The following is a 14,916-nucleotide window of genomic DNA, read 5'->3' as shown; positions in this document are numbered from 1 at the left end:
CTTGACAAAAACTCATATTTTTGTAAAATATATTCAAAAAAAGGAAACAAAAATGCTTATTGTTAAAGAATATTTAACAGCCATAAAATTGGATGAAGAAAACAAACTGCTATTTGCTTATGATATCAAAAATAACTTCATCGATGAGCAAAGCGAAGGGATTTTAAGTGAAGTAAATGAACTGATGTATCAAAAAATAGCATCACATTTTCATATCAAGCCAGAGGATTTTGGAGTGCAAATGGTTTGATATTCAAGAGAAATTTTGGTAAAATTTCTCTTGAATATCAAGCCCTAAGACGGGAGCGACTCTGCTAGTTCTTGAGGGCTGAGAAATAAAATTAGCAACTAACTTTTGTATATTCTTTGCTGTAACTTATGAACTTGATCCTTACTTAGTCCCAACATAGTCCCTCATCACTGTAATCTTCTTTTTATTTTATTATTTTTTTGTCTAAAATACACTATTAATATTTTTTTGGTTCCGACAGTGGTATAAAAAAATGGCTAAGTTTTTTTGTTTAGCTATTTTTATTTATTCCATTTTATGCTCAAATATCCCAAAAACACTAGTTTTTAGTCCTTATCAGCCAGTAGTTTAGGGATAAAAACGGCTAAAAAAATGGCTAAAATATTTTTTTATCCTAATTTTTAGCCATTTCCCAATATTTTCCACTATTTACTATTAAGCCATCTTTCTTAAGTTCTTGTAAATAGTTTTTGATTTAATATCTGAAAATGGCATTCTTGAATTCACTTTTTCTTTATTTTACTCTTTTCGTCTAGCTTCGTCTAAAAATTTGTCTAACTTCGTCTAAACTTTTTTTGTTTTAGACAAATGCCAAATTCGCCTATAAGGCTCTATTTTACTGCTTTTTCTCAATGATTGAAGGTTGTTTTTTACCTTATTTTTCTTTTGCTCTTCGTCTAAAATATCACTCATTTGTCTAAAAAACTATTAGTGTTTTTTTGGTTCCGACGGCTTCCGACGGTTGTACCGCCGGTGACTGATTAAGATTTGTATTTCTTCAACAAATAGATGAAATTTATTCAATCCTCATCATTTTTTATATTCAAAAGTAATTTATCAAAATCACTCATAAAAAGTCTATCTTGTACTATTCGATATTTTTCAAATTCACTAAAAGCTTTTTCATCTGCTATTTTTTTAGTGATTTTACCATTGTCTTGCAATATCTCTCTATCATCAAACTCTAAAAATGCATCAAGTCGTTTTGCCCAATCTTCCATAGTCATAGGGATGTTTCTTTTAGCTCTACTTTCTGCAAGGTCTAAAAAGGCATTCACGATTCTTCCAAGTGAGTCAAGTTCATCTTTTGATAGATAATTTTTAGCGATAGTTACATCTGTTCGCAGTATTTTTCCATCTGGAGCATTATCCCAAGTTGTTAGTCCCATATGTTCTTTTTGACTATCTGCACGATTATAAATAAGCTCTGCTGCTGTGTGTCCATGTATAGCAAAGTGAAGTTTGTTCTGAACTTTTGCAAAAAACTTTTTAGTTGTCTCATCTTCTTTGTTATAATCGACACTTGTGGCATAAATATCGGTTATCTTTTGATAAAACATCCGCTCGCTTAGACGAATCTCTCTTATCTCTTCTAAGAGTTTATCAAAATAGTTTTTCCCTAAAAATGAGCCGTTTTCAAGTCGTTTTTTATCTAGCACAAATCCTTTAATGGCAAACTCTTTTAGTACACTTGTAGCCCATTGTCGAAACTGTGTAGCTTTTTTTGAGTTTACCCTGTATCCCACAGAGATGATTGCATCAAGGTTATAGTATTTTGTATTGTAAGTTTTGCCATCATTTGCAGTGTGTTCCAAAATGGAACATACTCTTTCTTCATCTAATTCATTGCTTTCAAATATATTTTTCAAGTGTTTAGTTATGGCTGGTCGTTGCACTTCAAAAAGCTCTGCAATCATAGCTTGAGTAAGCCAAACAGATTCATCAAAAACTTTCACTTCGATACTATTTTCACCACTTTGGGAAGTAAATATCAAAAATTCTGCTGTTGAGTTTCGTATAAGTTTATCCATTTATAACCTTTAAATATATTTTCTATTTAATCTCATGAAATAATCTTCCAACTTCCAGATCTAGTTGAACCAATTCTTGTAATTATATTTTCATCTTTTAATTTTTTTATTTGCCACTCCACACCTTTTACAGTAATGTCTAAGGTATCTGCTATCTCTTGATTTGTTATGGTTGGATTTTTTTCTATCAATTCTAATATTTTTACCCTAGTTTTTACCCTAGTTTTTACCCTAGTTTTATCGTTATCACCCAACTTTTCATCTCTTTTGATGATACATTTAAATTGTTCCATCTCCAAATCATTGATTAGCTCTATTGTTGGATCAAGTTCTACTGCTCTTTTGATACCACTTCCATAGCCTGTATATGGCAAAAGATTTTTACAAATTGAATTAAGTATTGGATTTCTATGTACGGCAATGCCATTTTTTATCTTCTCAACTGTAAGAGAATTTGTAAGTTTTCCAGGGCTTATAATCTCCACTCTGTTATGAAACATAAATATCTTTATAGATGAGTTGATATAATAATCCCTATGCACCAAGGCATTGATAATAAGCTCTGTGAGAATCTCTCTGGCAATCTCAAGTTTTGGATTTGAGTTAAAATCATCCTCTACTTGATAGCTTCTAAGCTGACTTGTGACAAACCTCATACTATCATCATAAAGCTCGTCAAATGTACCTTTAAACACTTGTTTTGAGATAAATTTCGTCACACTCACATCATACCCATCAAAATAACAACAATCTACATAAAAAGATGGGCAAAACCTTTGTGGATTTTCTCCAAATAGTAGATTTCCAGCCAAAGTCAAATGACCATCTTTGAAAAGCTCCAGATTTGTAAGGATATTTTCAAGCTCTAGTTGATTTTTATTCAGTTTTTCTAGTATATTTGGATTGTCAACTTTGAGCCATTTTTTGAGTTTTATCACATCGATATCTTCTATAGTAGTTTTATGAAGAGGCTCTTCATCTGGATAAATGCTTTTAGATTCTGCAAAAAGTCTTCTAAGCTCTTGTGGAGAGATTTTTCGTTTATCACTTCCTGCTTTTGTGAGGTATAGTCCACCGTTTGTAGAGTATGGTTTATTGCTTCCCTCATCTATCTCAACAACAATTATTTTTTTATCATCAATATTTTCAATCTTCACAAGTGGATAGATTGGCGGTGTTATATGTGTATTTATCACATTTCCTATGAGTTGATTGATTCGTTGTATATCTTTTGTATCAACCCCAATTATACTTCCATCATCATCCACACCAATTATAAGCAATCCACCTCTTGCATTTGAAAAAGCCACAAACTCTTGTGCTAATTTATCTGCGTTTGATACATCTACTTTATACTGTGTATAGCTATCTTCACCATTTGATATTCTTTTGATGATATCCATACTAAACCTCAAACATTTGATTTTTAAATTTTTCTTCAATCCTAACTATGATGTATTCACCGCCAAGATTGTCAAAATCGTACTGATTTTTAGCTTCTTTGTACTCTAAAATCTCATTTTCATCATTTGTACTTAAAAATTGTTGGAGTTTTTTATCAATATCTATCATTTTTTTGGCTCCTTTAGACTTAAACTTTTATTAATCAAACTCAGTGTATAATTGTCTTCAAAGTTCCCAGCTACTGATAAGATTCCAAGGGAAGCTTCGTAAGATAGGTAGCATGGGTCATTTTTCATAGTGTAAAATTTTCCTACCTTTTGTCATCTCATCTATTTTTATCAAATATTTTTCTATTTTTTTATAAAAAATATCCTCATCTCTTTCATATTTTCTAAAAATTGCCCAACTTATATAATCAACGATTTGAAGATTAACACTAGATGCACTACAGTGATGAAAAATATCATATCTGATATTTAACTTTTTAGTTTTGATATATTCTTTAATACCTTTTTTTAAAGCTGCTACTTGACGATTTTTATTTTTATGAACGGGGAGTCTATCCGTAATGATGATAAAATCTTTTTGTATTTCAAGTTCATCTAATAATTTATGAATAGCAAAATTCAAATTATCCACATAAAACTTATCTTTTTCATCTCTTTTAGAGGGATCAACTTTTGGTTTTTCAAGGATATAAGAATATGACTTAACACTATTTTTATCAAATGTTGAGATAAGATTAAACATTTCATCTCTTATGTATTTATTATCTTCGCAAGCATGAAAAGCTTCAATATCAAGTCTTTTTCCACTAAGTGGGTCTAAATTTCTCTCTAATAGTGAATATCGATAATTTGCAATAATTTCATGAAGATTGAATGGTCTATTTTTTATCAAAAAATTAAACATGTAATATTTTGAACCATTTGAAGAAAAATCCATATCGCCAGCTTCATCTACAAAAATATAAACTGCATCATTTACATGCTCTATTGCAATATCTGTATTTATAGAAAAGGTAAGAGAGTTTATTTCGTAGTATTCGTGTGGCAACCCATCAAAAAGTTTAATAAGAATACTTTTTTCGTTCTCTTCTAATCTACTTAATTGAAGATAGTTATTTGGATGCACAAAAATATTAACTTCGCCAATTCCACCATTCCAGCCATCAATAATATAATCTTCAAAATAAGCATTTTCTAGCAATATGGCTATATCGTATCTATTTTCTTTTTTTAAGATATTTTGGATTATTTTAATTTTTTCTTTGCTCATTATTTTTTATATACCTTTAATCTAACAACTTATTTTTACTAAAAGTAGAACCTTTTAGTATTTTCATAAAAGTTTTATTTCTTGTATCTGCATCAAAAGCTAAAGATTTATAATCTATAAAATTAATAATTGTATTTGGCTTCTCGTGATATTTGTAATAAATTGGAAAACCACCTTGAGTAGGTATTTTGTTATATGATTTATTGTCCAAATCAAACTCTGTTTCAGTATTAAAATTTAAAAATGCATAAGTCCAAATTCTAATTTTATTATTTTCTCTTGAGTCATTTATATATCTAGCATATCTTAAAAGTTGTTCTTCTGCACCTGCTGGTGTTATATCTTCATTTGGTCTCTTAAGTTCTATAATTACAACATCTGTAAGGTCATCTTCTTCATATGTATTAGAAATAATGCTTAAAATATCAGGTCGCTTAGCAATATCTGGTAAGTTTGGAAAAATTTTATTAAGTTGTGCTTCACTAAAGATTTTGTCATAAGTCATGAATCTATCGTCAAAAAGCCATAAACTATTTTTTCTATAATCTTCCTTGTCATCCTCTGTATGTTGTTTCATAAAAAGATTATGTATCTCTTGCTCTATAGCATTTGTATCGGTAAGTTGTTTTAATTTATCAATTTTCTTTTGTCTATCAAAAATATACTCTGCTAATTCTGCTTGTGTAACAATGTTGATGATTTTATCAAAATCCTCTAAAGCTTGTTTATTATTAGTTCTCAAAGCTTCTTTATCATCTTCAAATTGTTTTTTTGCCTTACTAAGCAAACTATCAGCATCTAATCCGTTCTCATTGTCTGTTAAATAATAAGCTAAATAAGGTGCTTCCTCTCTAGCTTTTGATAAACTTATTCTAGCTTCTTCATCTATATCAATTTCATGTTTTTTAGCTATCTCTTTTATCTGATTTGCTAGCTCATAATGTATATCTCTCCACGATAAATCATGAAATAAACCTTCGCTTGTTCTTACAGGCATGATAGTTAAATCATCTCTTGTTTCATTTACATTGTTATCAAAATACGAAGATGATAAAAGAAAAAGAATATTGATATTTTTAAAAGAATTGAATTTCTTTTTTCCTTCTAAATGTGAATTTCTTACAACAACTCTACCACCTGCACAGTAAAAACCATCATAATTCTTTATATTTTCATCATTAAAAACATAATCAAGTGTAAATTTATGAGTATGAATCTTAAATGGATGAGTTTCAAACTTCGGTATATCTGTACTCTTTATTGTTTTTTGAAGTGTATTATTTTCAAAAATATTGATACTAACTTCTTTTTGTCCCAAAATTAATCTAAAATAAGCGATAAAATGATCTTTTAAATCTTGTTCTAACTTATCATAGTTAACCGTAAATTGTTTTTTAGGATTATTGAAAAAGACTTTTGTTGTTTGATCTTTTGAGGCTAGACTTGATACTTGAATATCTTTGTTTATAACAAAATCAATCTTTTTATCTAAACTTTCAATTTGAACTTTTTCAAAAATTTTAAGATATAAAAATCTTCCAATACCTTTACATCCTAAATCTCTTTTTAACTGTGAACGATAATTTTGAAATGATTGGATATTATCATCTATAAATCCTTCTCCATTATCTTCAACTATAAGTTGATCTATATATTTTTTATCAGTGATTTCCAAAGAAGATGAATTAAATCTAACATTTATCTCTGTTGCATTTGCCTGTAATGAATTAGTAACAGCTTCAAATACAACTTGTTCCCAAGAGACATCTTGTAAATCATTAACTATAGTTTCTATGCTTGCTGGTACTGTTCCACTCATTTTATTTTCTCCACTTTATTCTTTTGTGTTTCTTCTGATTGCTGTTAAAAATTGATAATACAAGTAACCCAGTAAAACTTTATTGAAAGTCATAGCTATATAAGAATTATCAAAATCATCTTTACTTGTTAAAATATTTAGATATTTAAAAATACATTCCCAATTTATTTGTTTATTCAAATATAGCTCATGCTCTAAACATAAATTTGTTCCTATACTAACTATCACAATCCAAATTAAAGTTAAAAACCAGTTTTTTGAGTAATTTGAAGTGATAAGATGAAAAAATGAAACCAACCAATCAAGAATATTTTGTAAAGGTATCCTACAATCTAAAAAAGCATCAAGTATTTTTATATTCTTTCTATGTGTACTCAATTCTAATGAGTGATATTGATTTGCTTCAATAGTATTATTTAACTTTTTAAAATTATGCTTAATAATTCTGTATGTCTCTTGAGATGTATTTTTTCTTGAATTTAACTTTTCAAGTCCTTTGCATCCGAAAAAATTCATTTCATGTTGAATATTTGCATAATCTAAGTCTAAACCTTCTTCAAATATTGCATTTCTAAAATGACTATAGCCTTCAATCGTGACATATTGTAAATGAAATTTTTTGTAGAAATAAACATCACCAAATAGTACTAACCCTCTAAAATTTAAAGCATGAAAATAAATTTCGATTTGTTGCTTGTCTTGTTTTTCTCCACTTAAAAATTTACTTTTGAAAAAATCTGCATTTCTTTCAAAATCACAATCTTTTATATGTATTTCTTCAATTTTGCATTTATGAAGTTTAAAATTATCATAAAAAATTGAATTTTCAATTAATAATTTAAAGATACTAAATTCTTCTTTGTATCCATCATACTGTTTATTAATATAAAACTTACCATGAAATTTTGAAGTACTTATTCTTATAAAATTCATTTGTAAATTTTTAACTTTTTCATCATTTATATCAAATTCTATAAAAATATCATCTCGAATAATTTGTTCATTAACAGTAATGTTTGCAAATTTACAGTTTTTAAATACTATTTCTATTTTTTCATAAGTTTCATTATGAGAAGAAAGTTCAAGTAAACTAAAATTTTGTCGTTCTTGATTTACGGCTTTTCTACACTGATTTATAAAATGAGCATCTAAAGAAAAATTTGTATTATTAAAATCTACACAAGATATTTCAATGCCATCTTTTTTAAACCTAATGTGTTCAGAATAACTAGATGTAAAATTTTGTATGTCAAAAGTTTTTAAATTTTCCATAATTTTTAATGCACACCATCAATAAAAATCTCTATAAAATCACCGATTTTCTTTTTCAATCTTTCAACTATTACCTTTCTTTCACGGTAAGATGGTTTTTTTTCTAAAAGATTTATTATTTCCGTACTTCTTGCATCATCTCCCTTAGATAAATAAGTCTCAATTAGTTTATAAAATCCCTCTTTATTGAGGCTCTCTTCTTCACAAAGGAAATCAATAGCTTTTTCTCTTTCAGTATCTAAATAGCTCATAAAAACTTGTTCGATATTATCTTCTTCCCCAAGCTTCATCAAATGGTCATCAATAAACTTTTCAATAAGCTCTTTTTTACTTCTTAGTTTTGATTCACCGACAATCATTTTTATTACAGCATCTTTTTGTTTTTGATAGTCATCGCCTTTTTCTCGTCTTACTCTTGCTAAAAGCTCTAAAATATACGCTACATTTATATCATCTTTGTGCAGTAGCTCAAGCTCAAAATCTATTTCATCTAAAATAGATTCTTTTTCACTATTTTGATTTCTTTTTACTTTATCGTTTAAATCAAGATATTTACCTACATAATCTTCAAACTCTTGTTCACTTAAGCCCAAATCATCCCAAGTAAAATCAGAGAATGAAGTCATAGCATTTTTTAATCTCATGATTTGTCTAAATGCTTTTATAAATTTCAATTCCTCTTTTTCGTCTTTTAAGTCATCAACACTTGAAACAGTTGGTGCAACATCTTTTAAACTATTTAGAGCATCTTTAAATTTTTCAAGGTATTCCTCATAAGTTTCGATAAACACATCATTATGTTTTACAAACTCGTTTGCTTCTTCATCATTAAAAAGTGCGATTGCTTCATCTGTTTGATCTTTTAAATTTCTAAAGCACACTATATTACCCTGACTTTTTAATTCACTATCAATTCTATTTGTTCTTGAATATGCTTGAATAAGTCCATGATATTTTAAGTTTTTATCCACATAAAGTGTATTTAGTTTTTTACTATCAAACCCTGTTAAAAACATATTTACCACTACTAAAATATCTATTTTTTTCTCTTTTACTTTTTTTGCTATATCGTTGTAGTATGTATAGTAGCTTTGGGTATCTTTTAGAGAATGATTTGTCTCAAATTTGTTATTAAAATCTTCAATATACGATTCCAACTTAGACTTGTATGTTTCATTTACCTGAGAAGCATTTACCTCAAGTTTTTCCTCTTCTATAATTCCATAAGATTCTTTTGCTTCCTCATTTTGTCCATAAGAAAATATAGTTGCTATATTTAGGTTGTGTTGTTGATTCTCTTTTTTCTTTCTAAATAGTTCATAGTACTTTATAGCACCCTCGACGCTACCTACACAAAGCATTGCAGTAAAATTTCTTTGATGTGTTTTTTTACCATGTACAGCGATAATATAATTTACAATCTTTTCGATTCTATCTTCAGACTCCATTACCTCTTTTTTATCAATATCCGCTACAGATATATCTATCTTTGTTTTTGAGTCCTCTTTTTGTTTATATTTACCTATATATTCAACTGAAAACTTCAATACATTTTCATCTTTAATAGCATCTTTGATCACATAAGTGTGTAATCTTTCTCCAAATAAATCTTTTGTAGTTCTTTTACCTTTGCTATTTGCCACAGCATTATCGTTAAAGATAGGTGTCCCAGTAAATCCAAACATTTGATTGTTTTGAAAAAACTCTTTTATTTTTCCATGTGTTTCACCAAATTGGCTTCGATGGCACTCATCAAAAATAAATACGATCTTCTCATTTTGCAAATGCTCAATTTGCTTTTTAAAGCTCTCTTTTGAGATAGCATTATTAAGCTTTTGGATAGTGGTAACTATAAGCTTTGTATCTTCCGTATTTGATATAAGTTGCTCTATAAGTTTTGATGTATTATCGGTACTATCTACACTACCTTTTTTAAAACTGTTAAACTCTTGTGCTGTTTGATAATCCAAATCTTTTCTATCAACCACAAAAAGCACTTTTTTTACATTTGAGTTATCTTTGATGATTTGAGAAGTTTTAAATGAAGTTAGTGTTTTTCCACTTCCTGTAGTATGCCAAATATACCCACCATCTATAGAGTCTTTGACTTGTTTTACTATTTTTTCAACTGCATAGTACTGATAAGGTCTTAATACCATAAGTCTTTTTTGAGTCTCATTGATAACCGTATATTTGCCTATCATAATAGACAAGTGACAAGGCTCTAAAAATACTTTTGTAAAATCTTTTAATTCTGATATAGGATTGTTTTTTTCATCTGTCCAAGAAAATGTTTGTTTAAAAGTTTGTTCTGGATCATTCGCAAAATATTTTGTATTTACACGATTACTTATAACAAACATCTGCACATATTGAAAAAGTCCATGACTTGCCCAAAAGCTATCTTTTTGGTATCTATTTATTTGATTAAATGCTTCTTTAAGGGCTACTCCACTTCTTTTAAGCTCTATTTGTACAAGAGGTAAACCATTTATGAGAATCGTTACATCATATCTATTTGTATATGCACCCTCTATTGTTATTTGATTTGTTACTTGGTACTCATTTTCACACCATTTTTCCATATTGAAAAATCGTATCCTTTTAGTTGTACCATCATCCCTTTGCAACGGAAATCTATCTCTAAGTATAAATGCCCTTTGAACTATCCCACCATCATTCAGATAATTTAGTATCTTTTTAAATTCATCCATAGATAATTCAATATTATTATGTCGTTCAAGTTGTTTCTTTAGGTTTGATAGTAGATCGTTTTCATCTTTTATTGAAACTCTTCTATAGCCTAAATTTTCAAGCTGTCTTATCAGCTCTTTTTCCATAAAATATTCTGATTGTTTAGCCACTTAAAACCCCTAATTATTTGTACTTATGATGGAGATAGTTACTCATATTACCAAGCTCTGGATATACTGAACCACCATGTATATTCATCACTTCAAGATTATCAAGTAAAGATTTTTTTACTCCATAATCTATCACCAAATAACTTGAAACCAATTTTTCTACATCTCTATTTTCTTTTGATTTTTCACTTATACCCACAAAAATAAAATCACCACTTTGGTTATCTATTCTTTTGTTTTTTGCGATACCTCTGATAAAATGATTATTTTTTAGATACTCTTTATTTGTAGTATCGATTTTATTGTGTTCAGATTTTACTATGTTTGTCAAATGCTTTACTTTTTCATCATCAGGATTTAAAAATACATTTTGATCATTCTCTTCAAAGATAAAAACTAAACCGTCTTCATCTTTTCTAAGCAAATTACTACATGCAAAATAAAGACCAACCAAAGGATTTCTTGTCACATCCAAAAGTCTTGTTGGTAGTCCATAATGTTGCATGGTTATAAGTCGTTCATAATCAGTTTGATCATTTTTAAAGTCATTTGGTTTAAGAGCTAAAATCTTGTGAAAAAGGTCATTTTCATTTTTCAAAAGCTGTTCTGTCCTTGCTATACTTGGTCGCAATAACCAGTTAGAATATGCTTGACCTCTAAAATACAACTCTTTCTTTTTGATTTTATCTTTTGTCAAATGTTGCAGTGCAAATCTTAGCTCTTCTTTATCGTCATTATCTGAAAAACTAAATACAAAGTTCATCACTCTCTCAAACTTTTTATTAAGCCATAGATTATCAATTCTCTCTTTTAATTTATCATCTATTTTATTTTCAAAATCTATTAGAAAATCTTTGTGTGTTCCAAATGTACCAAACTTATTAAACCCTTCAAAATAGATAGGTTCATCTTCTTCTATATAGTATTTTAAACATGTAAAAATAAAGTTGTTTTTTTGAAGTTTTAAAATCTCTTGCCATTTCTCAAGCTCAACACTATATGTTTTTTTCAACTCTTCATCTGACTCGCCACTTATATCAAGTTCAAGCTCTTCAACTATCGAAGATAAAATCTTGTACAAAGTATATTCAAGGATAAACTCTACAGGTTTTTGTGCTTTAGTAATTTTTGTAATATTTTTTATGCTTAGTTCATTTCGTATAGAGCTATTTTTAACCGAAAAAACCACACCCTTATCTAGAAACAGATCTTTTGCCACTTCATTGATTTGCTCTTTTTGTGATGGTGTTAGAGTATAATGTCCAAATGAGATATACTCCATTCTCTCAAAGTACTCTAAAGTCCAATAAAAATATTTTTTATCCTTGATAATTGCATTTATAAACTCTTCAAAGTCTTCTTGAGCATTATTTACAACTTCTGTTTCTTCTATAGTCATACAAACATCCTTTGTAATAACCCTTTTTTAAACTCTTTAGTTAGTTGTAATTGATTTTGGACTTTCTCTATTTTAGAGTCAATAGAGGATAAAAAGTCTGCTATTTTTATTTGCTCGTCTTTGTGTGGGCATGTCAATTTTATTTTAGCTAATTGTGGATACTTCAAATTCCAAGTGTCAGAAGTTAAGCCTTGGGAATTTCTTTGAAAAATATGTATATTTTTTTGTATTTTAAAATAGTATGCAAAAAATAAAGATGAATTTTCGTCATTTCCTTTTAAAACTGTATAAGCTGGACTTACAATCCCATTATAGTGTGAAACACCACTGGCACCCTGCCACATTCTCATAGAATTATAGACAATATCGTTTTTATAAACTCTCAAGTAATTATTTTTATTTTCACTAGAATTATTTTTTGTGGAAATATCCTCTCTTTTTTTTACTCCATCACGCATAGTTACAGATAAAAGTTCTAAATTTTCTGCATTTTTTTCTATTCTTTGCTTGAAAACTTCACCTATAGATTTTTTTTGCCACTCTGGAAATTCACTTCCATCATCCTTTTTAAATCTAATTTTTTGATTAAATATTTTTTGCATTACACCTTTTTTGTACTGCTGTAGAAGTTCCTCTTTTTTTGTGAACTGTTTTATCTTTGTCTCGATTATTGTTAAAAATGAAGCAACTTTTTCCTGTTCATTTTTCAATGGTACAAATATTTTAGCACTTAAGATATACTTTGAATCAGCTGTAATATATCTATCTCCAACCAAGACAAGTTTTTTCAAAAAATTATTAGCTCTATTTTGATGACTGAAATATTTATCAAGATATGTTGGAGAAACATTTTCTGAGGTTTTAAAAGTAAAGTAAAGCGATGATAGTAAACCATCTCGAAAATTATTTACTTTAAATAGACCATATGGGTAATTTGTACTTATACTTTTCCCAAAGATAAAATCATTAAATCTGGTTTTAATATAGTTCTTGTGGTTAACTTTGCTATATGTATCTTCAAGTAGCTCTTTTCTATCAACTATTCCATGTTCATATGATAAAGATAATATATCATCAATACCATACTCTTCATCTTTATTATTTTCAGAATATCTACTAAGTAATTCTGATAACTTATGTTCCTTATATGCATCTTGAAATTCTGGAAATCGTAATTGTGGTACATTAATCATATCTATACCTTCTCAAAACGGTGTAGCAATACCAAGTTCATCACAAAACTTCGCTATTGTTTCATCTGTCGTATTCATCCCAACTTCAAGAGCCTTTAATTCACTGCTTACTACATCTAGATCAACTTCTTCTTCCTCTTCAAAAGTATCTACATATCGTGGAATATTTAGGTTATAGTCATTTTCTCTTATTTCTTCAATTGTAGCCCTATAAGAATATTTGTCTATTTTTTGTTCTCTATCTTTGTATGTTTTTACTATTTTTTCTATATCTTCTGGTCTTAGTTTATTTTGATTTTTAACTTTATCAAAATTATCTTCGCCACTTGCATCGATAAATAATATATCATTTGGGTTTTCTCTACATTTTTTAAGCACCAAAATACATGTAGGAATACCTGTACCAAAGAAGATATTTGCAGGTAGTCCTATCACGGCATCGATGTAGTTTCTATCTTCTATCATATATTTTCGTATATGCCCCTCTGCAGCTCCACGAAATAGCACCCCATGAGGTAGTACAACAGCCATAGTTCCATTTTCTGCTAAGTGAGAGATCATATGTTGTACAAATGCAAAATCCGCTTTTGTCTTAGGTGCTAGTTTCCCATAGTGAGAAAATCTATCATCACTTAAAAATAACTCTCTAGCCGACCAATGAGCTGAAAATGGAGGATTAGCAACAATTGCATCAAACTCCATCCCACGGTGTTGTGGATGCTCTAAAGTATCTTCATTTTTTATATCAAAATCACGATAATGTACACCGTGAAGTATCATATTCATACGAGCAAGGTTATATGTAGTTCTTGTAAGCTCTTGACCGTAAAACTTTGGATGTTCATCTTTTGGCAATGCTTTTGCAACTCTAAGAAGAAGTGATCCCGAACCACAAGTTGGATCATAGATAGTTGCTGGTTTTCTTTTGCTTGTAACTATTTGGGCTAAAAGAGTTGATACTTCTTGTGGAGTATAAAACTCTCCAGCTTTTTTACCTGCACCACTTGCAAATTCACCTATAAGGAACTCATAAGCATCACCCAAAATATCTGCATTTGTATCGTGAAGCTTGAAGTCTATCTCATCAAGTTTTGCCAGTACTTTGGCGATGAGTTCATTTTTTGCTTTTTCGCTTTTACCAAGTTTTGAAGAGGTAAGGTCTAAATCTTCAAAAAGGTTTTCATAGTCCTCTTGCGACTCTGTACCCATTGTAGATGATTCTATATTTTTTAAGATTGTTTCTAAATCATCTAAGATGAAGTTTGATTCACCCTCTGATTCATTGTTTCCTTTTTTTGCTATGTATGAAAAAAGCTCATTTGGTTTTAAAAAATATCCAAGCTCTTCAACTGTATCTTTTTGCAAATCTTTGAGTAACTCTTCATAATCTTCCATCGATTCATTAATGTCGGCAAATTCAAAATCATCTTCACTTAAAAGTTCTGTGTTGATAAAAAGTTCTATTTTTTCAGAAAGGTATTTGTAAAATATAAAGCCAAGTATATAATCTTTGTAATCATCAGCTGTCATTTTCCCTCTAAGGATATTTGCTATAGCCCAAAGTTTTTCTTGTAATATTCTCTTTTGTTCGTCGCTCATTGTATCTTATATCCTAAATAGTAAATT

General features: G+C 28.9%; 11 protein-coding genes. 1 reads left to right on the top strand and 10 read right to left on the bottom strand.

The window, feature by feature from the left end; translation table 11 throughout:
* Window position 1: 1 nt before the first annotated feature.
* Window positions 2-250, top strand: coding sequence for a hypothetical protein (locus APAC_RS06910; protein WP_130233412.1), 249 nt, complete (start codon window positions 2-4; stop codon window positions 248-250).
* Between the two features lie 800 nt (window positions 251-1,050).
* Here APAC_RS06910 and APAC_RS06905 read toward each other — a convergent pair.
* The 10 genes from APAC_RS06905 to APAC_RS06865 form a co-directional block, all read right to left on the bottom strand.
* The gene (locus APAC_RS06905) at window positions 1,051-2,061 is read right to left on the bottom strand and encodes a virulence RhuM family protein (protein WP_130233411.1); all 1,011 of its coding nucleotides are present in this window, start codon (window positions 2,059-2,061) and stop codon (window positions 1,051-1,053) included.
* 32 nt (window positions 2,062-2,093) lie between these two features.
* The gene (locus tag APAC_RS06900) at window positions 2,094-3,464 is read right to left on the bottom strand and encodes an RNA-binding domain-containing protein (RefSeq protein WP_130233410.1); all 1,371 of its coding nucleotides are present in this window, start codon (window positions 3,462-3,464) and stop codon (window positions 2,094-2,096) included.
* A gap of 1 nt (window position 3,465) precedes the next feature.
* Window positions 3,466-3,633, bottom strand: coding sequence for a hypothetical protein (locus APAC_RS13240; protein ID WP_170170132.1), 168 nt, complete (start codon window positions 3,631-3,633; stop codon window positions 3,466-3,468).
* A gap of 117 nt (window positions 3,634-3,750) precedes the next feature.
* The gene (locus APAC_RS06895; RefSeq protein ID WP_130233409.1) at window positions 3,751-4,743 is read right to left on the bottom strand and encodes a DUF3800 domain-containing protein; all 993 of its coding nucleotides are present in this window, start codon (window positions 4,741-4,743) and stop codon (window positions 3,751-3,753) included.
* A 16-nt stretch (window positions 4,744-4,759) separates the two neighbouring features.
* Window positions 4,760-6,562 (bottom strand): ATP-binding protein, encoded by a 1,803-nt coding sequence (locus APAC_RS06890; protein ID WP_130233408.1) that lies wholly within the window; start codon window positions 6,560-6,562, stop codon window positions 4,760-4,762.
* A gap of 15 nt (window positions 6,563-6,577) precedes the next feature.
* Window positions 6,578-7,834, bottom strand: a complete 1,257-nt coding sequence (locus tag APAC_RS06885) for a hypothetical protein (protein ID WP_130233407.1) — start codon at window positions 7,832-7,834, stop codon at window positions 6,578-6,580.
* Between the two features lie 5 nt (window positions 7,835-7,839).
* Entirely contained in the window at window positions 7,840-10,698 is a 2,859-nt protein-coding gene (locus APAC_RS06880) for a type I restriction endonuclease subunit R (protein WP_130233406.1), read from the bottom strand.
* Between the two features lie 13 nt (window positions 10,699-10,711).
* Entirely contained in the window at window positions 10,712-12,097 is a 1,386-nt protein-coding gene (locus tag APAC_RS06875) for an FRG domain-containing protein (protein ID WP_130233405.1), read from the bottom strand.
* On the bottom strand, window positions 12,094-13,290 hold the full coding sequence (locus tag APAC_RS06870) for a restriction endonuclease subunit S (protein WP_130233404.1): 1,197 nt from the start codon (window positions 13,288-13,290) through the stop codon (window positions 12,094-12,096). The genes APAC_RS06875 and APAC_RS06870 overlap by 4 nt, the downstream gene beginning before the upstream one ends.
* A 12-nt stretch (window positions 13,291-13,302) precedes the next feature.
* Complete coding sequence (locus tag APAC_RS06865) at window positions 13,303-14,889, bottom strand: type I restriction-modification system subunit M (protein WP_130233403.1); 1,587 nt, start codon at window positions 14,887-14,889, stop codon at window positions 13,303-13,305.
* Window positions 14,890-14,916 lie beyond the last annotated feature (27 nt).

The organism is Malaciobacter pacificus, assembly GCF_004214795.1.
GTDB lineage: Bacteria > Campylobacterota > Campylobacteria > Campylobacterales > Arcobacteraceae > Malaciobacter_A > Malaciobacter_A pacificus.
The sequence above is the reverse complement of the archived record's forward strand: the minus strand, read 5'-3'. Positions and strand labels throughout refer to the sequence as shown.